Annotated in this window: 24 protein-coding genes and 1 pseudogene; 11 read left to right on the plus strand and 14 right to left on the minus strand. The window is 27.2% G+C overall.

Annotated elements, in window-relative coordinates; translation table 11 throughout:
• Positions 1-4: 4 nt before the first annotated feature.
• Positions 5-628, plus strand: coding sequence for a CBS domain-containing protein (locus CRU91_RS03045; RefSeq protein ID WP_113893272.1), 624 nt, complete (start codon positions 5-7; stop codon positions 626-628).
• A 6-nt stretch (positions 629-634) separates the two neighbouring features.
• Here the strand turns inward: CRU91_RS03045 and CRU91_RS03050 are convergent, their stop codons facing one another.
• Positions 635-1,882 (minus strand): GGDEF domain-containing protein, encoded by a 1,248-nt coding sequence (locus CRU91_RS03050; RefSeq protein WP_113893274.1) that lies wholly within the window; start codon positions 1,880-1,882, stop codon positions 635-637.
• An 85-nt stretch (positions 1,883-1,967) separates the two neighbouring features.
• Here CRU91_RS03050 and argH point away from each other — a divergent pair, with 85 nt between their 5' ends.
• Complete coding sequence (gene argH / locus CRU91_RS03055) at positions 1,968-3,359, plus strand: argininosuccinate lyase (RefSeq protein ID WP_113893275.1); 1,392 nt, start codon at positions 1,968-1,970, stop codon at positions 3,357-3,359.
• A 26-nt stretch (positions 3,360-3,385) separates the two neighbouring features.
• Here the strand turns inward: argH and CRU91_RS03060 are convergent, their stop codons facing one another.
• Positions 3,386-4,294 carry a chemotaxis protein CheV gene (locus CRU91_RS03060; RefSeq protein WP_113893277.1) on the minus strand — a complete coding sequence of 303 codons (909 nt, stop codon included), beginning with the start codon at positions 4,292-4,294 and terminating at the stop codon, positions 3,386-3,388.
• Between the two features lie 42 nt (positions 4,295-4,336).
• The gene (locus tag CRU91_RS03065) at positions 4,337-5,005 is read right to left on the minus strand and encodes a tRNA threonylcarbamoyladenosine dehydratase (protein WP_113893279.1); all 669 of its coding nucleotides are present in this window, start codon (positions 5,003-5,005) and stop codon (positions 4,337-4,339) included.
• Positions 5,006-5,068: 63 nt separating this feature from the next.
• Here CRU91_RS03065 and greA point away from each other — a divergent pair, with 63 nt between their 5' ends.
• From greA to nth, 4 genes are read left to right on the plus strand one after another with little or no spacing between them, the layout of a single operon-like run.
• A complete protein-coding gene (gene greA / locus CRU91_RS03070) occupies positions 5,069-5,554 on the plus strand; it encodes a transcription elongation factor GreA (RefSeq protein WP_113893471.1) in 486 nt (161 codons plus the stop codon).
• A 1-nt stretch (position 5,555) separates the two neighbouring features.
• Positions 5,556-6,260 carry a UDP-2,3-diacylglucosamine diphosphatase gene (locus CRU91_RS03075; protein WP_113893282.1) on the plus strand — a complete coding sequence of 235 codons (705 nt, stop codon included), beginning with the start codon at positions 5,556-5,558 and terminating at the stop codon, positions 6,258-6,260.
• A gap of 3 nt (positions 6,261-6,263) precedes the next feature.
• Complete coding sequence (gene uvrB, locus CRU91_RS03080; RefSeq protein ID WP_113893283.1) at positions 6,264-8,237, plus strand: excinuclease ABC subunit UvrB; 1,974 nt, start codon at positions 6,264-6,266, stop codon at positions 8,235-8,237.
• Between the two features lies 1 nt (position 8,238).
• Positions 8,239-8,883: an endonuclease III gene (gene nth, locus CRU91_RS03085; protein WP_113893285.1), complete on the plus strand. Its 645-nt coding sequence runs from the start codon at positions 8,239-8,241 to the stop codon at positions 8,881-8,883.
• 9 nt (positions 8,884-8,892) lie between these two features.
• On the opposite strand, the gene CRU91_RS03090 is transcribed toward nth, so the two are convergent.
• Positions 8,893-9,303 carry a hypothetical protein gene (locus tag CRU91_RS03090; protein ID WP_113893287.1) on the minus strand — a complete coding sequence of 137 codons (411 nt, stop codon included), beginning with the start codon at positions 9,301-9,303 and terminating at the stop codon, positions 8,893-8,895.
• Between the two features lie 1,426 nt (positions 9,304-10,729).
• Here CRU91_RS03090 and CRU91_RS12550 point away from each other — a divergent pair.
• Positions 10,730-11,458 (plus strand): annotated as a pseudogene (locus CRU91_RS12550) (methyl-accepting chemotaxis protein); the annotation flags it as partial.
• Between the two features lie 17 nt (positions 11,459-11,475).
• Here CRU91_RS12550 and CRU91_RS03100 read toward each other — a convergent pair.
• From CRU91_RS03100 to folD, 4 genes are all read right to left on the minus strand, one after another.
• Positions 11,476-12,705: an HD domain-containing protein gene (locus CRU91_RS03100; protein ID WP_113893291.1), complete on the minus strand. Its 1,230-nt coding sequence runs from the start codon at positions 12,703-12,705 to the stop codon at positions 11,476-11,478.
• A 114-nt stretch (positions 12,706-12,819) separates the two neighbouring features.
• A complete protein-coding gene (rpiB, locus tag CRU91_RS03105) occupies positions 12,820-13,275 on the minus strand; it encodes a ribose 5-phosphate isomerase B (RefSeq protein WP_113893293.1) in 456 nt (151 codons plus the stop codon).
• Complete coding sequence (gene lepB, locus CRU91_RS03110) at positions 13,275-14,081, minus strand: signal peptidase I (RefSeq protein WP_113893295.1); 807 nt, start codon at positions 14,079-14,081, stop codon at positions 13,275-13,277. The genes rpiB and lepB overlap by 1 nt, the downstream gene beginning before the upstream one ends.
• Positions 14,082-14,942: a bifunctional methylenetetrahydrofolate dehydrogenase/methenyltetrahydrofolate cyclohydrolase FolD gene (gene folD / locus CRU91_RS03115; RefSeq protein WP_113893297.1), complete on the minus strand. Its 861-nt coding sequence runs from the start codon at positions 14,940-14,942 to the stop codon at positions 14,082-14,084.
• A gap of 145 nt (positions 14,943-15,087) precedes the next feature.
• On the opposite strand from folD, the gene CRU91_RS03120 reads away from it, so the two are divergent.
• From CRU91_RS03120 to CRU91_RS03135, 4 genes are read left to right on the plus strand one after another with little or no spacing between them, the layout of a single operon-like run.
• Positions 15,088-15,624 carry a 50S ribosomal protein L25/general stress protein Ctc gene (locus CRU91_RS03120; RefSeq protein WP_113893299.1) on the plus strand — a complete coding sequence of 179 codons (537 nt, stop codon included), beginning with the start codon at positions 15,088-15,090 and terminating at the stop codon, positions 15,622-15,624.
• A gap of 6 nt (positions 15,625-15,630) precedes the next feature.
• The gene (gene pth / locus CRU91_RS03125; RefSeq protein WP_113893301.1) at positions 15,631-16,185 is read left to right on the plus strand and encodes an aminoacyl-tRNA hydrolase; all 555 of its coding nucleotides are present in this window, start codon (positions 15,631-15,633) and stop codon (positions 16,183-16,185) included.
• 3 nt (positions 16,186-16,188) lie between these two features.
• Positions 16,189-17,256, plus strand: a complete 1,068-nt coding sequence (locus tag CRU91_RS03130) for an LptF/LptG family permease (protein WP_113893303.1) — start codon at positions 16,189-16,191, stop codon at positions 17,254-17,256.
• An 11-nt stretch (positions 17,257-17,267) separates the two neighbouring features.
• Complete coding sequence (locus CRU91_RS03135) at positions 17,268-17,711, plus strand: NUDIX domain-containing protein (protein WP_113893304.1); 444 nt, start codon at positions 17,268-17,270, stop codon at positions 17,709-17,711.
• Here CRU91_RS03135 and CRU91_RS03140 read toward each other — a convergent pair.
• The 6 genes from CRU91_RS03140 to pyrH all read right to left on the minus strand — a co-directional run bounded on the left by CRU91_RS03140 (position 17,674) and on the right by pyrH (position 24,895).
• On the minus strand, positions 17,674-19,122 hold the full coding sequence (locus CRU91_RS03140) for an N-acetylmuramoyl-L-alanine amidase family protein (RefSeq protein ID WP_113893305.1): 1,449 nt from the start codon (positions 19,120-19,122) through the stop codon (positions 17,674-17,676). The two genes, CRU91_RS03135 and CRU91_RS03140, sit on opposite strands and share 38 nt — an antisense overlap.
• Before the next feature lie 344 nt (positions 19,123-19,466).
• A complete protein-coding gene (locus CRU91_RS03145; RefSeq protein WP_113893307.1) occupies positions 19,467-20,546 on the minus strand; it encodes a nitronate monooxygenase in 1,080 nt (359 codons plus the stop codon).
• A gap of 11 nt (positions 20,547-20,557) precedes the next feature.
• Positions 20,558-21,766, minus strand: a complete 1,209-nt coding sequence (tyrS, locus tag CRU91_RS03150) for a tyrosine--tRNA ligase (protein ID WP_113893473.1) — start codon at positions 21,764-21,766, stop codon at positions 20,558-20,560.
• Positions 21,767-21,779: 13 nt separating this feature from the next.
• The gene (locus CRU91_RS03155; RefSeq protein WP_113893309.1) at positions 21,780-23,924 is read right to left on the minus strand and encodes a RelA/SpoT family protein; all 2,145 of its coding nucleotides are present in this window, start codon (positions 23,922-23,924) and stop codon (positions 21,780-21,782) included.
• Between the two features lie 26 nt (positions 23,925-23,950).
• Positions 23,951-24,169, minus strand: coding sequence for a DNA-directed RNA polymerase subunit omega (locus CRU91_RS03160; RefSeq protein ID WP_113893311.1), 219 nt, complete (start codon positions 24,167-24,169; stop codon positions 23,951-23,953).
• A gap of 18 nt (positions 24,170-24,187) precedes the next feature.
• Positions 24,188-24,895, minus strand: a complete 708-nt coding sequence (pyrH, locus tag CRU91_RS03165) for a UMP kinase (protein ID WP_113893313.1) — start codon at positions 24,893-24,895, stop codon at positions 24,188-24,190.
• Between the last annotated feature and the right edge of the window lie 12 nt (positions 24,896-24,907).

Below are 24,907 nucleotides of genomic sequence, written 5' to 3' on the forward strand. Positions count from 1 at the left end.
TTTTATGTTTGCTATTTATAATAATGGAACAGTAGGCTTTAGAAGTACAACAGATAATTTATATGAATTAAAGAATATTGATGAAGCTGAAAGTGTTAGATTTGAGCCAAAAGAGGGCTTAATACAAGATTTTTCTAGTGAATTAAATAAAGATCAAAAAAATGAATTTTTAAATTCTTACAAAAAAATAGCTTCTCTTGATAATTTAGAACCGGTTTATAAAATCAAAGATATTATGACAAAAGATGTTATTTATGCAACTACAAACTTTACTATTGAAGAGTTGTACTATTTTATAAAAGATAAGGGTGTTTCTCAAATTCCAATTACAGCTTTTGGAAAAAAAATTATAGGTATTGTAAATAAAAAGATTATATTATCTCTAATTATGAATAATATTGATGAAATAGATGATATATTAAAAAGAAAAATAGAAGATGTTTATCTACCTGAAGTTTTAACAGCAGATCCAGAATCTGATGTAAGGCATGTTGTGAAAATAATGCTGGATTTAAAAATAGATGCTATTCCAATTGTTGATGAAAATGATATTTTAGTTGGAATTGTATCAAAAACAGATATTTTAAAAGCAGTTGCAAACTTACCAAAACTTCAACTTTGGAGTTAGATAGTTTTAAACTATCTCTCCTGAATCAAATATAGTTTTATCTCTACCAGCTTTTTTTGCTTGATAAAGTAATTCATCAGCCTTATTATGAGCTTCTTCTATTGAATTATAGTTATTTCTAAATGTAACACCTGCAGAAAAAGTAATATTTATTTTGTAGTCTTTATATATAAAGGTACTATTTAAAAAAGTATTTTTAACCCTTTTTATGTATCTTTTAACTTCTATTTTATCTCTAAAATTAATAAGTGCAACAAACTCTTCTCCTCCATATCGTGCAACAACATCTTCTTTTCTTGTAAGATCCTTTAAAATAATTGCAAAAGATTTTAGTATTTCATCTCCACAAATATGTCCAAAATTATCGTTTATTTTTTTAAAGTGATCTATATCAAAAAAGACAACTGCAAAGTTTGTATCAAAAATAAAATACTGTTTTTCCATTTTTTTTGCTTCATTATCATATGCTCTTCTATTTAAAATCCCAGTTAAAAAATCAAAATGATATTCTTCTTTTGCAACTTTAAGTTCTTTTTCTAATTCCTCTATTTGTTTATGTAAAAGTTTAAATTTGTCTATATTTGTAGATAAAATTCTATTATTTTCTTGAAGAGAGTTTTCTAGTCTATAAATAGTGTCTATTAGTTTTTTTTGAACAATTATAAGTTCTCTTTTTGAGTAATCAGATATTTCTAATTTTACTAAATCATCTTTTATTTTTTGAATCTCTTCATTAGAACTATCACTATCTGAAAGTGTTTTATCATAGTATCTACTCATTAAAGATGTTAGCTTTATTATATCATTTGTTTTTTCTTTTAAAACTCTTCTATCAGCATCAATTCTTTTTTGTGCAAATTCTTTAATTTTATTTATAGACTCTCTAGTTGTAATATTTTTTGGGTTTTTTAATAAAACTAAAATAAAGTCTTCTATATCTTCTTTGAGTTCAAAATTGATAGATGGTGCTAATAACTCGCTAAAAGTACTAATCAAAGATTTTAATTCATCATTTGTAGCTCTTTTCGATAAGATTTTTATAATTTGAAAAATAGATTCATTATTTAATATTTTTTTCTCATCATTCGTTAAGCTTTTTAAAGCATCATTTAATATTTTAATATCATCAAATTGGTTATTTAAAAGTTTAGCTTGAGCTACAAACTCTAAAAAGTAGTTTTCAGGGGTAGCAGGAAGTCTTTTGTCTTTTAAACTAGATAGAGTATTCTTTGTAATTTCTTTTATATCTTTCATATTATTCTCAATAATTTATATAATAACGTAGTATTATAGCACTTATGATATAATAAGAACTTAATAATTTTATAGGAAAGAATAAATGTCAAAAGAAAATAATCAAATTTTAAAAAATACAAATGCTAAGATATTAGATGAGTTTAATGCTTCGATAATGTTTGATAAAGAGCTATATTCACAAGATATAAAAGGTTCTATTGCACACTCTAAAATGTTAGCTTTTCAAGGAATTATAAGTTTTGATGAACAACAACAAATAGAAGAAGGTCTTTTAAAAGTAAAATTAGAGATTGAAAATGGAGAGTTTAAATTTTCTTTAAAGTATGAAGACATTCATATGGCAGTTGAAAATAGGCTAACTGAAATTATAGGAGAAGCAGGTAAAAAATTGCATACTGCAAGAAGTAGAAATGACCAAGTTTGTACAGATTTTAGTCTTTATGTACAAGAAAAAACAAAATCTATTCAAAATCAAATAAAAGATTTAATATCAACTTTTTTAGATATTTCTTCAAAACATACAACAACTTTGATGCCAGGAATGACGCATTTGCAACATGCTCAACCTATAAATTTTGGATATCATATGATGGCTTATGCAAATATGTTTAAAAGAGATTTTGAGAGATTTTCTTCTTCTTATGAAAGAAACAATTATTCTCCTTTGGGAAGTGCAGCTCTTGCAGGAACTCCACATAATATTGATAGATTTAAAACAGCTGAATTTTTAGGTTTTACTGCTCCAACTCAAAATGCTATGGATAGTGTTTCAAATAGAGATTTTGCTTTGGAGTTATTATTCAATATATCTACGACAATGATGCATATAAGTAGAATTTCAGAAGAGCTTATTTTATGGTCGTCTTATGAGTTTCAATTTGTAAGAATGAGTGATGAATATGCAACTACAAGCTCAATTATGCCACAAAAGAAAAACCCTGATGTTCCTGAACTTTTACGTGGAAAAACTGGAAGAGTTTATGGAAATTTAATATCACTTTTAACGGTTATGAAAGGTTTACCATTAGCTTATAATAAAGATACACAAGAAGATAAAGAAGGGGTTTTTGATTCAGTTAAAACTATTGAAATTTCAATTTCTATTTTAAATGAAGTTATAAAAACTATGATAGTTAATGTGGATAAAATGGAAAAAGCTTGTAAAATAGGGCATTTAACAGCAACTGATTTAGCTGATTATTTAGTACAAAAACAAAATATGCCATTTCGTACAGCTTATTATCTTACAAAAGATGTTGTATCAAAAGCAAATAGCTTAAATAAAGATATTAGTGAATTAAATATAGATGAAATAAGAAGTTCAAATGATGAATTGAAGAATATAAATGAAGAAATAGTTTCATATTTAAATTTAAAAAATTCTATGAATAGTAGAAACTCTTTTGGGGGAACATCAACATATCAAACACAAATACAAATTGAGAATATAAAAAATTGGTTACAAACTATTTAATAAAAAGCTAATTTCTTAGCTTTTTATTATTTAAGAAGAAGTCTTCGTGTAATATCGTATAAAGAGTGAATATCAGTTTTCCCTACAAAACCATCTATTCCTATTTTATCCATTTTTCCTTTTACAGCATCAGTTGTCATTGATGAGTTTACAACTACAGGAATGTGAGAATATTTTGTACTATTTTTTATAAAAGAAGCAACTTGATATCCATCTGTTCCAGGCATTTCAATATCTGTTAAAACAAGTCCCACATCGCTTGGTTCTAACTCTTCTAATCTATTAAGAAGTAATCCACCATTTTGATATATTTCAAAATTTGCTCCAGCTTGTTGGAAGAATTTTGTTAAAACTTCTCTTGCAACTGCTGAATCTTCAGCTGCTAAAATTTTTTTAGAAGATGATATTTTTTCTTCAACATATTTTTTAACATCATCATCTCCATCATTTGTCCATTTAATATCTCTTAAAAGCTGTTCAGCATTGAATACTGTACATAATTCATCTTTATTATTAACTTTTACATACGTTGTATAAGTTATTTTTGAATTTGTCTCTTCAGTATTTCTTAATTCTTGAGTAGTTTTTTCAACAATATCAAGCATATCTTTTACTAAAAAGCCTATTTTTTTGTGGTTGAATTCACAAAATATTATTAGTTTATACTCATTCGTTTCAAGAGGTTTAAGACCAAGCCAAGCATCAAGATTTACTAATGTTACAGGTTCTCCTCTAATTGTTGCAATACCAGATATTATATTTGTATCTTTAGGAGTATCATTTATAGCAACCTCTTCTGTTATTATGAAAGCTTTAACTTTTGCAATATTTATTGCATAAATATTATTATGACCAGTGTAAAATACTGCTAACTGCTGAACATTTCTTAAATGTCCTTGTGTCATTTGCTCAACACTACCACCAATACCGCTCATGTAAATCCTTTTTTTGTGTAAAGTAAATTATTATATATCGTTTTAACTTTGACTATCTTTAACTAAATTTAATTTTTTTATTATTTTTTGAATAGTAATTGAAGCCATCATTAGACCAAAAGAAGCCGTAACTCCTTCGAAACTACCTTTTTCTACACATAATGGAAGTTCTGATGAAAAAATTACTTTAAATTTCTTTTTAAAACCTTGCCTTTTAAGTTCTTCTCTCACTTTTTTTATAAATTTATCGTTATATGTTTCCCAAATTGATTTATATTCTAACTTAGTAGCATCAATTCTTTTTGCTCCTCCACTTGTACTTATAATTTTTGTAAAATGCTTTTTTATTAAATGTACCTTTGGAGTTACATCATCTATTGCATCTAAAATATAATCATAAGATGAAAAATCAAAGTTATCGATCCATTCTGGAGTTACTTTTACACAAATAGGTGTTACATTTGGGTATTTTTCTTTTAGAACATCAACTTTGACTTTCCCTATATTTCCATGGCTTCCCAACTGTCTATTCATATTTGAAGGTTCATATTTATCGAAATCAACTATTGTGATATTTGTAATTCCAGTGTTATATAGTGCATCAAGTGCAAAACTTCCTATTCCACCTACACCAAAAAGTATTATCTTTGTGTTCTGAAATTTTTGAAATGCTTCTTCTCCAAAAAGCTTTAATGTTCTATCATATTGCATTTTAAATCTTCTTTTTTACTAAATTTTGGATATTATATCACAAAAATATTTATTGGAGAGGTTATGGATAAAGAGCCAATGACACTTAAGGGGTACAATAAAGTTACTCAAGATTTAGATTTTTTAAAAAGTACCGAAAGACCTGAAACTGTAATTGCTTTAGATGAAGCTAGACAGTTAGGTGATTTAAAAGAGAATGCAGAGTATCATTCTGCAAAAGAAAAATTAAAATTAATAGATGTTCAAATAGCTGAATTAAGTGATACTATTTCAAAAGCAGTTATTGTTGATCCATCTAATTTACCTCATGATAGAGTAAGTTTTGGTTCAACTATAAATCTTGTTGATGTTGATAGCGATGAAGAATTTACATATACTATTGTTGGTGGAGTTGAATCGAATGTAGAAAAAGGTTTTATATCTTTTAATTCTCCTTTAGCAAAACAACTTATGGGAAAAGTTGAAGGAGATGAATTCAATGCAAATTTACCAGGTGGAACAAAAACTTTTGAAGTTTTAAAAGTATATTATAAAGAGTTAGAGCTATAGTTTGAACATAAGTTTAAAAGATGAGGCTATTTTTATAGCCGATTCACACTTCAATCAAAAAAATCAAGAACTTTTACATCTATTAAAAAGAGTCGAAAATAAAGGGTTAAATATTTCTCAGCTTTTTTTAATGGGTGATATTTTTGATTTTTTATCTTGTGAATGTAAATATTTTATAAAACAAAATGAGGAAGTTATAAATCTTTTAAATAAACTATCAGATAATTTAGAAATAGTTTATTTAGAAGGAAATCATGATTTTAATTTACAAAAGCTTTTTCCAAATATAAAAGTAATAAATAGAAATAATCAACCTTATTTTATAAAAATGCAAGAAGAAAAGGTTGGACTATCTCATGGAGATAATTTTATAAATTGGCAATATGAACTTTTTTGTAAAATCATAAGAAACAGTATATTTTTAAAATTTATGAATTTTATTGATATAAACTTTTTTATTTCAAAACAGTTAGAAAAAGCTTTATTAAATAAAAATATTTGCCATAATATTTCAGATTTTGAGAAACTTGTAGAAAAACGAGTGAAAAATTATGATAGCGATGTTATTATAGAAGGGCATTATCATCAAGGTAAAACTTTTGTTTTTGGAAATCAAAAATATATCAATGTTTCATCTTTATGTTGTCAAAAAGATTATTTGAGATTTAAAGAAAATAAATTTTTTATTGAAAAATTAAAGGATTAGATTTTGTCAGAGTTTAAAGTAGTAAGTGATTATAGTCCAAGTGGAGATCAACCAAAAGCAATAGAAGCTTTGAGTAATTCAATAAAAGCTGGAAATCAATATAACACTCTATTAGGAGTTACAGGAAGTGGAAAAACTTATACTATTGCAAAAGTGATAGAAAAGGTACAAAAACCAACTCTTATTATGACACATAATAAAACCTTAGCAGCTCAACTTTATAGTGAATTTAAGCAGTTCTTCCCAAATAATCATGTTGAATATTTTATCTCTTATTATGACTATTACCAACCTGAAGCATACATTCCAAGAAGCGATCTGTTTATAGAAAAAGACAGTTCAATAAATGATGAATTAGAGCGTCTTAGACTTAGTGCAACTGCTTCACTTTTATCTTTTGATGATGTTATTGTTATTGCTTCAGTTTCAGCAAACTATGGATTAGGAAATCCAAGTGAATATAAAGCAATGGTGCAAAGAGTTGAAGTTGGATTTAACTATTCTCAAAAAACATTTTTACTAAAACTAATAGAAATGGGTTATAAAAGAAATGATAAATTCTTTGATCGAGCAGATTTTAGAGTAAATGGAGATGTTATAGATATTTTTCCAGCTTATTTTGAAGATGAGTTTATAAGAGTTGAATTTTTTGGTGATGAGGTTGAAAGTATCACAAAACATGAATATCTTACAAATACAAAAACAAAAGACTTAAATGAAGTAATTATTTATTCTGTAAATCCTTTTGTTGTAACGCAAGACAAATTAGCAACTGCTGTAAAACAAATAGAAGAAGAGCTTGAAGATAGACTCGAATTTTTCCAAAAAGAGCAAAAATTAGTTGAGCATCAAAGACTAAAACAAAGAGTTGAATTTGATTTGGAGATGATTGAAGGTACTGGAATGTGTAAAGGAATAGAAAACTATGCAAGACATTTGACAGGACAAAAACCTGGAGAAACTCCATATTCATTGCTTGATTATTTTGAACAAATGGGTGAAGATTTTTTACTTGTAGTTGATGAATCTCATGTTTCGCTACCACAATTTAGAGGAATGCACGCAGCTGATAGAAGTAGAAAAGAAGTTTTAGTTGAATATGGATTTAGACTTCCAAGCGCTTTAGATAATAGACCTTTAATGTTTGATGAGTTTATAAAAAAAGCACCAAATTATGTATTTGTAAGTGCAACACCAAATGAGTTAGAACTAGAACTAAGTTCAGTTGTTGCAGAACAAATAATAAGACCAACAGGACTTCTTGACCCTGTTATAGAAATAATAGATAGCCAGTTTCAAGTTGAAAGACTTCATGATGAGATTAAAAAAACAATAGCAAAAAATGAAAGAGTTTTAGTTACAGTTTTGACAAAAAAAATGGCAGAAGAGTTAGCTAGTTATTATGCAGATTTAGGAATAAAAGTAAAATATATGCACTCAGAAATAGATGCAATTGAGCGAAATCAAATCATTCGAGAGTTAAGACTTGGAACTTTTGATGTACTTATAGGAATAAATCTTTTAAGAGAAGGTTTGGATATTCCTGAAACTTCACTTGTTGCAATACTTGATGCAGATAAAGAAGGGTTTTTAAGAAGTAAAACTTCTCTTATTCAAACAATAGGAAGAGCTGCAAGAAATGAAAATGGAAGAGTTATTTTATTTGCACAAAAGATAACAGCTTCTATGCAGTTTGCTATTGATGAAACAAATCGAAGAAGAGAACTTCAAGAAGAGTTTAATAAAGTACATAATATTACTCCAAAATCAACAAAAAGAAAACTTGATGAAAATTTAAAACTTGAAGAATATGATACAGTTGCTTGGAAAAAACAAAAATTAGAAAAAATGCCTGCAAGTGAGCGAAAAAAGATTTTAATAGAACTAAATAAACAGATGAAAAAAGCTGCATCAGATTTAAACTTTGAAGAAGCAATAAGATTAAGAGATGAGATAGCTAAGATTAAAGAGATGTAAGATGAAAAAAGCAACAAAACAAGATATAGAAATAATCAAACAAGCATTTTTAGAAAATTATAGTGATGCTGTAACAGAGTTAAATTATAAAAATGATTATGAACTACTAATAGCTATTATTTTATCAGCGCAATGTACAGATAAAAGAGTAAATATTATAACTCCAGCATTATTTGAAAAATATCCAAGTGTAAAAGAGTTATCAGTTGCAAATTTGGATGATGTTAAAAAAATCATTAATTCTTGCTCTTTTTTCAATAATAAAGCACAAAATATTGTAAAAATGGCACAAAGTGTGATAATGAATTATGATGGAAATATTCCACATAATCAAAAAGAATTGATGAAACTTGCAGGTGTTGGAAATAAAACAGCAAATGTTTTTATGATAGAGTTTGAAGGTGCAAATGTTATGGCTGTTGATACTCATGTATTTAGAGTTTCTCATAGATTGGGATTAAGTGATGCTAAAAATGTAACTCTAACTGAAGCTGACTTAGTAAAAAAATTAAAAGGTGATTTACATATTTTTCATCAAGCGATGGTTTTATTTGGAAGATATATTTGTAAAGCAGTTAAACCTGAGTGTGATAAGTGTTATTTTCCGCAAGTTTGCAAAACTAAAAGCAGTTTTAAACCTGCGTAAAAAAAAGAGTTATTTTTCAATACACTCTTCTTTTAAATTTGCAAAATTTTTAAATACAAAAAGATTTTGTACTTTATTTATTTCTACATTATTCATTGTACACAAAAAGATTTTGTCATCTTTTGTTATTAGGTATGTGAAATTATATATGAATTTATCTTTTGAACTTACAACTTTATTGTTTAAAAGTTCATAATTAAGGCTTTCTATTCTAATATCTTTATCTTTTTCATATTTCTCTTTAAATATGTTTGGTAAATAATTATCTTTTGATTTTTCATATAAAATTGTTCCAATTGTTACTAAAAATATTATTATTAATAAAATTATGAATTCTCTCTTTTCAAATCTATCGTTTACTTTAAAAAGTATTACTGTAATAATGACGATAAAAATTGCAATACCGATGATAATTTGCATATATTATTCCTTTTTCTTATATTAGAACATATTATATCAAACTACTTATAAGTTTTTATTTAGTGGTTTTTTTGTAATATTTATCCGCTAAAATCTTTAAAATCGTTATCAGAAATATAAATTAAGATTAAGGTATTTATTATGAGTTACATAATAATTAAAATATAAAAGGACGCAAATTATGTTAAACAAATTGGACACAAGGAAAAAATTGTTTTTATTCCCTATATTATTTATAATAATAGTTGGAGTAATGATAACTGTATATAGATACTATGTTAGTATATATGAAGCTAGAAATTCAGCTTCAATCGCTACTGAGAAGTTTGTTTCAGATATGGTTAAGACTAGGTTCTCTGTTTTACAATTTATGAGAACATCGACACAAGAAACAGAAAAAGTTGTAATTGAAGATATAAAATATCTTGAGAATAATATGAAACAAGCAGCTGCTAGTTACACTGATACAAGTAATATAAAATTAGCAAATGAAATTTTATCATTATTGAGTGATTATGAAAAAGGATTTTTATCATATTCAAAAGAAAAAATTAGTGATTATAAAAATGGTATTTTAAAAGAAGAACCAGCTGTTGCACTTAAAATAACACAAATGGCAGAAATGGGTGTGTTAATACAAAATAAAGCATCACAAATATCTAAAAAAGGAATAGAATTAAGAGACGAAGCTGATGCAACTATGAATAGTATGTTAATAACTGTTATTGTACTTTCTGTTATATTATTTATAATCATCTCTGTGATTATTTCAAATGTTGTAGTGAACTCTATAGAAAAATTTAAAGATGGTTTATTAGGATTTTTTGCATATTTAAATAGAGAAAAATCAACTGCTGAATTACTTGATGATAGTGCAAAAGATGAATTTGGGGCTATGAGTAAAGTTGTAAATGAAAATATAGTTAAAACAAGAAAAGGTATAGAAGAAGATAGAAAATTAATAGATGAAACAATTTCTGTTTTAGGTGAATTTGAACAAGGAGATTTATGTCAAAGATTAAATACTGAAGTATCAAATCCTGCTTTAACTCAACTTAAAAATGTTATAAATAATATGGGTAATGTTTTAGAAACAAATATTGAAAATATTTTAGATGTTTTAGAAAAATATTCGAAGTATGATTATATGAAAAGAGTTCCAACAAATGGTATTAAAGAACAGCTTTTATCATTAGCAAATGGTATTAACTCTTTAGGAGATTCTGTAACTTCTATGCTTCAAGAAAGCAAGTCTAATGGTTTAACTTTAGATAAAAGTTCTATGATACTTTTGGCAAATGTAGATAAATTGAATTTAAGTTCAAATGAAGCAGCAGCTTCTTTGGAAGAAACAGCAGCAGCACTAGAAGAGATTACTTCAAATATTAGAAATAATACGGAAAGTATTGCAAAAATGTCAAATCTTTCAAGTGGAGTTACAAAATCAGCAAGTTTAGGTGAAGAGTTAGCAAATAAAACAACAATTGCAATGGATGAGATAAATACACAAGTAACGCTTGTTCACGAAGCAATTGGAGTAATAGATAATATAGCATTTCAGACAAATATTCTTTCATTAAATGCAGCTGTAGAAGCAGCAACAGCAGGTGAAGCTGGAAAAGGATTCGCTGTAGTTGCTCAAGAAGTAAGAAATCTAGCTTCAAGAAGTGCAGAAGCAGCAAAAGAGATAAAAGATATTGTTGAACTTGCGACTTCAAAAGCAAATGAAGGTAAAGGTATAGCTACAAATATGATAGAAGGATATAAACAATTAAATGAAAATATATCTCAAACTATGAATTTGATTTCTGATATTCAAAATGCTTCAAAAGAACAATTACTTGGAATTGAACAGATAAATGATGCAGTAAATCAGCTAGACCAACAAACACAACAAAATGCAATGGTAGCATCTCAAGCTCATGATATTGCTTTATCAAATGATAATATAGCAAAATTAATAGTAGAAGATGCAAATTCTAAAGAGTTTATAGGAAAAAATGAGGTTAAAGAAAAAGATATAGGAACTAAAAGAGAAGATACAAAAAATATTCAAATTGTAAATAATACAAAAAAAATATCAACTCCACAATCTTCAAAAAAACCAACAACTATAAAAGATAGTAGTAAAGATGATGAATGGGAGAGCTTTTAAAAGCTCTCTTTGATATATTAATCAAAATCTAAAGTAGTTTGAACTTGTCCATTACTTCCAAATTCTTTATCTATTTCTGAAGCGATTTGCTTGAAATCAACTCCATTTATCTCTTTTAAACTTTTTAAAATCTCTTTTTTTCCGTTTATTAACTCTTTTGATTTTATTCCATGAGAGATAGATAAACTAGCTTCCACAAAAGCAGATAGCTTATCGCATTGTTTTAAAGCAAGTCCATCAATAGCTTCATATTTATCTATATTATATTTTGAAATATCATCAACTATTTCAATTTTATTATCTATTTTTATTTTATTTGCAAATTCTTCTTTTATTCCGTCATATATACCTAAAATGTAAGAAAATTCATCTCTTATATTCTCTGGAATATTTGGTAAAATATCATCTTTTATTTTTTCAACTTCATATTCAGCAATAATATCAGAAAGTTCATCCACACTATATTTTACTGGACTTATAATATCTCTTGTTAAAGCTTCAGGTAAATCGTGGAATAGGGCTGTAAAAAAGTTATTTTGAAGTCTTTTATCACAAGCTTTTACTTCAAGACTGAAAAAATATGAAAATATTGCAACTGTAAGCATATGTCCTAAAACTGAAGTTTCAGGAATTCTTGGAGTTTGTGCCCATCGTTTTTGAAATCTTAATCTTCCACTTAAATCAACAATTTTTGCTAATTTTTTATTTAAAGCTATTTTCCTAACAGCAATTAATTCATAATAATCTTCGAGTTCTTCATCCACACTTTTTTTTACATCTTCAATATCACTTAAAAACTGACTTGTTTGATAAACAATTGAAAATTCCCATTTCGTAGAAAGATATGAAGCAGCTTTAAGTATAAATCTCTCTTTTTTATAAATATCTGGATTATTTAAAAATTCTTCAAATTTTTGTAAAAATACGCCATTATCAATAGTTTCAAGAGATTGTTTTAGTTTTGAAATAACCCAAGAATTAATCTCTTGTGATTTTTTTTGTAAAGCTTTTCTAAATACATCTGGTCTTATATCCGTTACGACTACTCGTCTTAAAAATTCGAAAATACCAGCTTCTATTAAATGTGTAAAGTTTATATCATTTTCTAGTTTTGCTATAAAATAAGCAATTATAAATTTATGAGCTTGTTTATCAAGTTCAACTAAATCAACCATTCTTGGATAATCATTCCATCTTTGAATAGATGCACTTGAAAAAATATAGTCGATAATTTTTGGATTTATCACTTTTTATCCTTGTCTTTTTTATCAAAAAACATTAGTTTATGAGCAAAAAGCATAGCTCCTACAATCACAGCCATCATTAAATAAACTTGCCAATCACTCATAATAAATCCTTTTTTATACTCTACAACTTCCAATTTTACTTAAAGCATTTATTTTTTCAACTCTTTGAGTATGTCTTCCAGCTTCAAATTTTGCTTTATCCCAAGCATTTATGATAGCTTCTATAATGCCTTCACCACTAACTCGCTCACCAAGACAAATCACATTTGCATCGTTGTGTTGTCTAGCCATTGTTGCACTATATTCATTGTGGCAAAGTGCTGCACGAATGCCATCAAATTTATTTGCAGCCATACTCATGCCAATTCCACTTCCACAAATCAAAATCCCAAATGAACCATCATTTTCTAAAACTTTTTTACAAACAAGTGCAGCAAAATCAGGATAATCAACTCTATCTTTTGAAAAAGGTCCTAAATCTTCAACTATATGACCTTTTTTTTCAAACAAATCTTTTATGAAAGCTTTTATCTCTATTCCTGCATGATCAGCAGCTATAAAATATTTCATTAGTAGATTCCTTTGCTATCTTCTTTAAAATTCATATCAAAAATTGTTTCATCTTGAATAGTCTGAATAGTTTTAAACATTCTATCCCATCTTATTTTGTAATCTTTGTCCCAAGAAAAATATATAAACCAAGGTTTTCCAACTACATTTTTATATGGAACTGTTCCCCAAAATCTTGAATCATTTGAATAGTCACGATTATCTCCCATCATAAAAAATTCATCATCAGGAATAGTAGTGATTTGCATATCAAATAACTCTTGATGAAAAAATCCTTTTATAATATCGGGATTTTTTCTTATACCTTGAAACTCTTTTTCATATGGATTTACTACAAAAAGTTTTTCACCTATTTGTATTGTTTCATAGTTGCTAAAATGTTCTTTTACAAAGTCATTTCCTTCATTTGGATGAAGATATAAATTTTTATCTTTTAAAAATATTGTGTCTCCACCAACAGCAACAGCTCTTTTTACAAAGTGAGTTCCTTCTGGTAATCTTCCATCATTTAGGGCTTTTTGAGGAGCAAAAAATACTACAATATCACCTCTTTGTGGTCTAACTCCTTCTATTAAGTGACCATTATCATTGAAATCTGGAAGAATTTTTACATTTACCCAAGGGATAGTAGGAGTTGGTATTCCATAAGAAAATTTTTTAACAAAAAGCATATCACCAACTAAAAGTGTAGTTCTCATACTTCCACTTGGAATTACAAATGCTTGAGCAATAAAAAATATAATTGCTAAAACAATTATGATAGTTCCAGTCCAAGAAGATGACCAGTTATAAATTTTTTTTAACATCTATTTTGCTTCTCTTTTTTCTCTTAAATTTGCAGCTTTTATTGTATTTTTAAGTAACATAGCAATAGTCATAGGTCCAACTCCTCCTGGAACTGGTGTAAGATGAGAGCATTTTTCTTTTAACCCTTCAAAATCAGCATCACCAACAAGTTTTCCATTTTCAAGTCTATTTATACCAACATCAATAACAACTGCTCCATCTTTAACCATATCAGCTTTCAATAAATAAGGAACTCCAACAGCAATAATTACAATATCAGCATTTTTTGTGTGAGATTTTAAATCTTTAGTTCGGCTATTACAAACTGTTACTGTTGCTTTTGCATTAATTAAAAGAGAAGCCATAGGTTTTCCAACTATATCACTACTTCCAATCACAACAATATTTTTACCACTTAAATCAATTTTATGTTCTTCAAACATTCTCATAACACCAAATGGAGTTGCACTTAAAAAAGAATCTAAATTTGATACCATTCTTCCAACATTATAAGGATGAAAACCATCAACATCTTTTAGTGGATTAATACTTTCTAAAACGGTTGTTGTATCTATATGTTTTGGAAGAGGAAGTTGTACTAAAATACCATCAAGTTTTGGATTATTGTTCATCATATTTATAGTTTCAAGTAACTCTTGTTCTGTTATAGATGAAGGCATTTTATGGACAACAGAGTAAATACCAGCATCTTTACAAGCTTTCTCTTTACTCGCAACATAAGTTGCACTTGCAGCATCATCTCCAACTAAAATAACAGCAAGTCCTGGAGTTATTTTTTTATCTTTAACAATTTGTTCAACTTCAAATTTTACTTCTTCTTTTATTTTTGCAGATAGGGCTTTTCCATCAAGTAATACCATAATTTTTCACCTTATTGATTTTAAAATTTAGTAAATATTCTATCTAAAAGAGTATTAATAAACTATAAATAAACCTTTTAATCAAAGATTTAGTAAAGCTTTTATATAATCCCGACTCAATTTAAAATCAAAATAAAGGATGACTATGTTAGAGGGTATCGTAAGAGATAGTATAACAAAACCAGCTGTTAAAGCTTTAAGAAAAGATGGATATTTAATTGCAAATATTTATGGTAAAGGTTTAGAAAATATTTCTGCTGCATTTAAAAGAAATGAGTTTATTAAATATTTGAAAAACAAAACTACTGTTACTTTTGATGTAAAAGTAGGTGGAAACACTTTAAAAGTAGTTGTTCAAGAGTACCAAAAATGTCCTATTACTTCAGATTTATTACATGTTGATTTAATGGTTGCTCAAGCTGGTGTTAGAACTTCGTATAAAATTCCAGTTTTTACAACAGGAAGTGCAAAAGGACTTAAAAATAAAGGTCTTTTAATGCTTCATACAAGAAGAATTCCAGTTAAATGTAAAATTGAAGATCTTCCAAATGGTATAACATTAGATGTAACAAACTTAGATACAGGTGATAATATTTTAATTAGAGATATTACTTTACCAGAAACAGTAGATTGTTATTTAGACCCTAGAGTACCAGTTGTTGGTGTTATCAAAGCTAAATAATTAAATATGTATTTAATTGTTGGTCTTGGAAATATTGGTGATAAATATCAGTTAACAAGACACAATATTGGGTTTTTAGTTATTGATGAAATAACTAAAAATCTGAATACTTCAAATATAAACAATCCAAATTTTCAATCAAACTTACAAAAATCAGCTTATAATCTATTTTCTAAACCAATTACATATATGAATAACTCTGGCGTTGCAGTCCATAGTATAAAAGAGTATTATAAAATTGATTTAGAAAATATTATTATTATACATGATGACTTAGATTTACCATTTGGAGCAATTAAATTTAAAATTGGTGGTGGACATGGTGGACATAATGGACTTAAATCACTTGATAGCCATATAGGTAAAGATTATATAAGAGTTAGAGTTGGGATTGGAAAACCACAAGATAAAGAAGATGTTGCAAATTATGTTTTGAGTAATTTTTCTAAAGAAGAGTTAGAAGAACTTTATAGTAGAATTATTCCACATATTATTACATCAATTGAAGCTTTAAAAGAGTTTGATATTGATGAAGTAAAATCTAAGTATACATTGAAGTAAAATATGAGTACATTAACAAAATATCTTCTTACAAAATATATAAGAAATTTTCTTATAGTTTTAATATCATTAGAGGTCTTTTTTGTAGGGATTGATTTTTTACAAAATTTTAAATCTGTACCAACTTCTGCAAATTTACAACTTTTATATATATTTTATAATGGTTTTTTTACTCTTACTTTAGCATTGCCATTATCAATTGTTTTTGCTTGGATTGTAACTTTAATAACATTTATAAAAAATAATGAATTTGTGGCTTTTTATGCATTGGGAGCTAAAAGAAAAGATATTTTCTCTCCTATTGTAACTTTATCTTTTATATTACTTATTTCATTGATTATTTTACAAATGACTCCTTTAGCATACTCTTATGAACAAAAAAGAAAAATTTTGGATAATGAGTATTTTTCTAGTACCAAAAGTGATATTTTTTTAAAATATAATGAACATTTTGTATATTTCCAAAAACTATTTCCTTTGGAAAAAAAAGCTGAAAATATACATATTTATAAAATTGAAGATGAAGATATTATAGAAACTATAATTGCTCAAAAAGCTTATTTTCAGAATAATAGATGGTATGTAATAGATGCAAAAATTATATCTAAACCTAAAAATATAGATGAAAACTCTCAGCTAACAGTTAGAAATGAGAAGTTTTTACATACATTAGAAGGCTTTCAACCAAAAATTTTAAATAATGTTTATGAAACAAAAAGTGATTACTCTTTACTTGATGCTTTAAGTGCTTGGATACTCCTTGAACAACAAGGTGTAAATACCCAAAAGATAAGAACAAATATTTATAATCAAGTGTTTATTCCATTTTTTGTTATTCCATTATTGTTTCTAATATTTGCTTATGCTTCTTTAAATAGTAGATTTTTTAATTTAGGAAAATTTGTGTCATTTGGAGTATTTGGAACTTTAGTAATTTGGGGAGTATTCTTTTTTCTATTTAAAATTACAAGTTCAGGAGTTTTGATTCCTGAGTTTTCAATAATAGTTCCTTTGCTAGTTTGGTTTATTATTTCGTCTTATTTATATGTAAAAAAAATTCAAGATATTTAGGTTTTTTAAAAATGAGTAATGTTAAAACTTATGGTATTGTTCCATATTTAGTGGATAAAAAGGATATAAAGATTCTTTTGTGTTTGGGTGTTGCAAGTCAAGCAAGATGGGGTTGTTTAAAAGGTAGTAAAAATAGAAATGAAAGTGCTTTTGAATGTGCAAAAAGAGAAGTCTTTGAAGAGAGTTCTATAAGTGTTGATATTGCACTTTTTGAAGAGTACTTTGAACAAATAAATGAAGACAAAGATATTGGTATTTGGCTAGTAAATAGTTCTAATATAGAAGGAATTAATAAATATTTTGAGAAAGATATTCTTAAAAAAGAGTATCTTTCTTGGGAAAATTCTAAAGTAAAATTTTTCTCTTTAAAAAAACTCCCAAAAATAAAGAAAAAACAAGAAAATCTAATAAAAAATATTAAGGGTTTTTTAGAAAGTAAGAGTCTATACCATTAGCAATACCATTAGCTAGTAGTTGTTGATACTCTTTTTCATATAATCTTCTACTTTCCTCAGGATGTGAAATATAACCAAGTTCCACTAGAATTGATGGCATTTGTGCTCCAACAAGAACCCAAAATGGTCCTTCTCTAACACCTGAATCTTTTACATCTTTATATTTTGTTCTAGCAGCTTGTAAAAGCCCAGCTTGTACGTCTATTGCAAATTTATGTGATGCAGTTATTCTTGGACGATTAAGACTCTCTAAGAAAACATTTTTTGAACTTTCATTCATTTCTCTAATATCTGATTTATTTTCAAGAGCTGCTACTCTTTTTGCTCTTTCACTTCTTGCTGGGCTTAAAAAGAATGTTTCTATTCCACTTGTCGTATTTGCTTTTTCTTTAGTAATAGAGTTTGTATGAACTGATATAAATAGATCAGCATTTTTTTCATTTGCTAAAACTGTTCTATCCATAACTTTTATAAATTTATCAGTTGTTCTTGTAAGATAAACTTTGTAACCACGTTGTTTTAAAATATTTTCAAGGTATTTTGTAACCTCAAGATTGACAATTTTTTCATATCTTTTATTTGGACCAACTGCTCCAACATCATCTCCTCCATGACCTGCATCGATAACTATAACTTTGTTTTTTACATTTTTTGGTGTTGTATTTTGTACTTGATTTATAGTTTGTTGTGTAGGATTTGAAGTTGATTTTGTAGATGTTGTTTCAATTATTAACTCATTATTTATTAAATTATATTTTATTTGAGCAGAATTTTTATTTATAAATCTTATTCTTACACTATTTTTATTTTGTGTTGTTATAACTTTATCAATATTATCCAAAGATAATTTTATAGGATTAGCGAACTTATATTGCCCTGTTATGTCAAAAATATATTCAAAATTTCCACTTTGCTTAATATTTGTATATTTTATATCTTTTTGAGTTATTTTCTTATTGAATTTTACATTAATTGTATTACTGTTTGATTCTATTAAACGAATAGCATTTATTGTATCAATAAAATTATTATCCTCTTTAATTGCTACTTGTTGAGTAACAACTTGATTTGATTGTTGAACTTTTGTATCCTCTTTTTTAACTGTTTTACTTTTTACATCAATAATAAGTTGTCTTTTTGATAGACTGTAAGATGTATCTGGATTATTTTGTCCTGAAATAACTATTCTTAAAACATCTGGTTGAAATTGCCCAATAGTTATCTGTTCTTCTCCTTGAATTGATAATTTTGTTGCAAGAGCATCTTTAAAATACCCTTTTATATCAAATACATCTCTGTATAATGGAGAAGGTTTCAACTCAAAAAATTTAATATCACTTTTTGATATATCAACATTAAAATCGATTATAATAGAATCTTGTGAAGTATTCACAGATTTTATAGAGTGCATAATATTAGCTTGTTTATTTTGATTTGTTTGTTGAACCTGAGTTTTAGTATTCTGATTTATTTTATTATTTTGTTGAGTTGTTGTTTTAGACTCTACTCTTTTTGATAATGGTACATTTCTTTTATTTAAAACCTTTAGTTTTTCTTCATCAGGTCTTGTGTCTTTTTTTAGTTTCTTACCTAAATTTATAATTCTTTCTAAATCCTTTATTTTTTGACCTTCATCTTTTTTAAGAGAAGACTTTAAAAACTCTATCCTTGCTTCTTTATATTGCTCTTCTAAGCTTGAAGCAAGAGATATATTAAAAAATAAAATTAAACAAATAAAGAATCTAATTAAAATAACTACTCTCCCTTAGTCAATTTTTTCATTAACTCTTTTACAGATATTATTTTATCAATTTTATAACCATTTGAACCAGAAAAGAATAGTCCAGTTTCAGTATCACCTTTATATGCAGCACCTAATCTATCAGCAATACAGTATCCTACTAATTTTGCTTCATGACCTCTATTACATGGTGCAACACAGTTTGAAATACATTGAACCTTTGGTGCAGTATGATTCTCTATTGAAAATTGAAGATTCGTTTTTACTCCACGAGCTGGAAGTCCAACAGGAGATTTCATCAAAACTATATCATCTTTCTTAGCATCTATAAGAACATTTTTAAATTTTTCATCAGCATCACACTCATGTGTTCCTATAAATCTAGTTGCCATTTGAACACCAGCACAACCCATTTCTAAAAATTTATCAATATCTTTTTTGTCCCAAACGCCACCTGCAGCAATTATTGGAATATTTCCCCAATTTTTTGCTTCTTCAATTACTGGTGGAACAATATTTTCAAGTTGGTACTCTTCTTTAAAACAGTCTTCATATTTAAATCCTTGATGACCACCACTTAAAGGTCCTTCAACTATTACTGCATCAGGAATTTTGTTGTATCTCTGCCATTTTTTACAGATAAGCTTTAATGCTCTTGCACTTGATACAATAGGAACTAGTGCTACATTTGGAAAATCTTTTGTGAATTCTGGCATATTTGTAGGAATTCCAGCTCCTGTAATAATAATATTTGCCCCAGCTTCACAAGCATCACGAACTACTCTTCCATAATCATTTATAGCATATAAAATATTTGCCGCAAGAGGAAGTTTTCCACAAATTTTTCTAGCATTCTCAAAAATTTCTTTTAAAGCATCTTTACTATAAAAATTTATAACATCTTTTGGTTTATCTTTTCTTGTTATTATTTCAACTTTTGGACTTAACTTTTTGTAATATCCTGTTCCAACAGCAGAAATCACACCTAAACCACCTTCTAAACTAACATGTCCAGCAAGTTGATCCCAGCTTATTCCTACACCCATTCCACCTTGAATTATTGGATACTTTATATCATATTTTCCTATTTTCACAAAGGCCCTTTTTATTTTATTACTATCTTAGCGAAACTTTTTTTACCTTTTTGTAAAATATACTCGCCTTTAGTTAAATTTAGTTTATCATCACTTATTTTTTGTTGATTAACTGAAACAGCATTTGATTTTATATCTCTTCTTGCTTGAGAAGTAGAATCTACTAATTTACTATCAACTAAAGCTTGACAAATCCATATTTCATCTTCAAAGATGAACTCTTCTAAATCTGTTGGAATATCTTTTTTTGCAAAAACTTTTTCAAATTCTTGCTTTGCTAATTCTCCTGCTCCAATTCCATGAAATCTATCAACTAATTCCGAAGCTAGTTCTTCTTTGATTTTTTTAGGGTGTAAAGTTCCATTTTCAACACCTTTTTTAATATCTTCAATTTCATTTATAGATTTTGATGATAATAGTTCAAAATATCTCCACATAAGTTCATCACTAATAGATAAAACTTTTCCAAACATATCAAAAGGTTCATCTGTAACACCAATATAATTACCCAAAGATTTTGACATTTTTTGAACACCATCAAGTCCTTCTAAAATTGGCATCATTAAGACAGATTGTTGTTTCTTCATATCATAAGCTTTTTGAAGAGTTCTTCCCATTAAAAGATTGAATTTTTGGTCTGTTCCCCCTAGCTCAATATCACTTTTTAGTGCTATTGAATCATATCCTTGAAGTAATGGATATAAAAATTCGCTAACTGCTATTGGAGTGTTTGAACTATATCTTTTTGAAAAATCATCACGTTCGAGCATTCTAGCAACAGTTAAATTTGAAGCAAGTGCTATTATTCCTGCACTTCCAAGTTCATTTAACCATTGGCTATTAAATACAACTTGAGTTTTATTTGGATCTAATATCTTAAAAACTTGTTCTTTATATGTTTCAGCATTCTCTAAAACTTGCTTTGTGTTTAATATTTTTCTCGTTTCACTTTTCCCTGTTGGGTCTCCAATAGTTGCTGTAAAATCTCCAATTAAAAATTGTACAATCCCTCCAAATTTCTGAAAAGTTGCTAATTTTTGTATTAATACTGTATGTCCAATGTGAATATCAGGAGCTGTTGGATCAAATCCAGCCTTTACATAAAAATTTTCTCCAGTTTCAAAATATCTTTTTATTAATTTTTCAATAGCTTCAATATCTATTATTTCAGCTGTTCCTCTTTTTATTTCATTTATTGCTTCTATAATCTTATTTTCCATAATTTTTAAACCTTTATTTATTATATGCATCTTTTGAAGAGAAGAATTCTATAACTTTAATATTTTTCTCAACTATTCTTTTTACTTCATCGATATTTGATATATTTGTTTCAAATTCTATTTCGCAATATTGGTTGTATGTATGTTTTTGTCTTCCAAATGATACAAATAAAATATAAAATTCATTTGTAGATAAATAGTTAAATACCTTTGCTAATTGACCTCTTGTATTTGGAATACTAATTAACATTTTATATTTAAATACGCTATTTTTTGTCCATGTACAAAATAACATCTGATGATTTGATTTGATTTTCGAATATGCTTTATCACACATTTTATGATGAATTATTGCTTCATTTCCATTTCTAAAAGCAACAATATCATCTCCAAATTTAGGATGACAACAGTGTTCAAAAGATATTGAATTTATACTAAAATTTGAGTAAATTAGCATATTATCAAATTTATACTCTTTTATTTTACTAGTTAATATTTTAAATCTAGCCATCAAACCTTTATCTTTTGCTACTTTTTTTTCTAAAAGTAACTTTGAGTGTTTAAAATAGCTAAGAACTTGAGGAACTTTATATAAGTTTTCAATTGGGTAAACTTCAACTATATTTTCATAATATCTTGAAAAAACCGTATTAATAATGTTTCTTCCAGATAGTTTATCTATCTCTTTTTGTCTTTGAGTACAAAGAATTTTAAGTTGTTTTTTTGCTCTTGGAGTTTTTAACATATCTACCCAAGAACATCTTGCAATTGTTTCCTCTCCAGTTTCAATAGATACAATATCAGTACTTTTCAAAACTGTTAAAAGAGGCTTTTTTATCTTATTGATATAACATGAAATAGCTTTTTCTCCTACATCCGTATGAATAGCAAAAGCATAATCGTATGCAGTTGAGCCAATAGGAAGTATAAATACTTCTCCTTTTGGAGAATATACTATAATTTCATCATTAAATAAGTTTTCTTTTGCATCTGAATAAAACTCTTCAATATTATCATTTGAAAATTCTAAGGATTTAAGCCAATTTAAGTTTGTAGAATTTTTGGCACCACTTTTATATACCCAGTGAGCTGCAATTCCATATTCTGCAACTTTATTCATTTCAAATGAACGAATTTGAATTTCATAAATTTTAGAGTTATAAAAAACTGTTGTATGAATTGTTTGATAACCATTTTCTTTAGGAGTTGCAACATAATCTTTAAATCTTGAGACTAAAGGTTTAAACTCTAAATGAATGTGACCTAATGCTTTGTAACAGTCAATGTCATTTTCAACAAGAATTCTAATAGCAAATAAATCCAGCACTTCATCAATAGTAATGCCTTTTCTTTGCATTTTTAGATATATCGAATAGTGATGTTTAATTCTTGAATAGATTTTAATTTTATTTATGTCAAATCCATTTTTTTCTAAAAGAGTTTTTGTTACAGCTATAAAGTTATTAAAACTTAATTGCATAGACTGTTCATGCTCTTTTAGAAAATCATTTATTTTTTTATATTCCTCTGGATAAATATAGAAAAATGACAAATCTTCAAGTTCATTTTTAAGTGTAGAAATACCCAATCTATTTGCTATTGGAACATAAACAACCAAAGTTTCTTCTGCTATTCTTCTTTGTTTGTGTGGTTGAAGAACACCTAAAGTAAGCATATTATGAAGTCTATCACAAAGTTTTACTATTAAAACTCTTGGATCATCAACAGAAGCAATAAGCATTTTTCTAAAAGTCAGTGCAGCTGAAATTATTTTTGAATCAGTAGAATCTTTTGAAGTTACAAAGTTTTCTTCTCTAATATCAGCAACTTTTGTAAGCCCCTTAACCATATTTGCTACATTGCTACCCCATTTACTTTCAACATACTCTAAAGTAAAAGCAGTATCTTCTACTACATCATGAAGTAGGGCAGTTGCAATGACATCTTCATCTTTTGAGAAGCTTGAAGTAACAGTTGCAACTAATATTGGATGTACACTATAGGGTTCACCGCTTTTTCTAAATTGACCTTCATGTGCTTCAATAATAAAATTAATAATTTCATAAAGTTTATCTGAAATATCAATTTGACTTTTTAATTTATTTATAGCACCGTCAATAGTATTGATGGTTTGTACTTCTTTAAAAAATTGATTCATATAATTTACTTGAAATAAGATTTAACTTATTTGTTAGGTATTAAACCTTCAATTTTTAAAAGTCCACTTGCTATCTCATCTATAGCAATATCTGTATATTTCATTTTTTGAGTATTTTGTTCTAAAAGTGGTTTTGCACCCTTACTTAACTCATCTGCTCTTTGTCCAACAGCAATAGCCAAAATATATCTGTCATTATCAACTTGCTTTAAAGCTCTTGAAATTCTTTCTTCTAATCTTTCCATAAAATTTTCCTTTTAAACTTATTTAACAATAGAACATCTACTATAATCACCCTTTACGATTCTTAGTAAATTTCCTTCTTCATTCATATTTGTAACAGCTATTGGGAGTTTATTGTCTTTTGCAAGTGCAATTGCTGTATCATCCATAACTTTAATGTGATCCTCTAAAGCTCTATCATAGCTTAAAGTATTTAATTTTACCGCATCAGTAAATTTCATAGGGTCTTTATCATAAACACCATTTACTTTTGTTGCTTTTATTAGTAAATCAGCACCAATTTCTGTAGCTCTTAATGTTGCACCTGTATCAGTAGTAAAGTAAGGATTACCAGTGCCTGCTCCAAATATTACAACTCTTCCTTTTTCGAAGTGTCTCATAGCTTTTCTTACGATGAATGGTTCAGCTATTTCTTCCATTTTAATTGCTGTTTGTAGCCTTGCACTTAATCCTTTATATTCTAAAGCTTCTTGCATCGCAACACCATTTATTACAGTTCCAAGCATTCCCATATAATCAGCACTTGTTCTTTTAATAACACCATCAGCAGCAGCTGTAACTCCACGAATTATATTTCCACCACCAATAACAATAGCAACTTCAATACCATATTCAACTAAACTTTTAATTTCATTTGCTATGTAATCTAATATTTTTGTGTCTATTCCATAACCTTCAGACCCAGCTAATGCTTCTCCTGAAAATTTAACAAGAACTCTTTTATTCATCTAATTTTTCCT

It is taken from the genome of Aliarcobacter vitoriensis, assembly GCF_003316695.1.
GTDB lineage: Bacteria > Campylobacterota > Campylobacteria > Campylobacterales > Arcobacteraceae > Aliarcobacter > Aliarcobacter vitoriensis.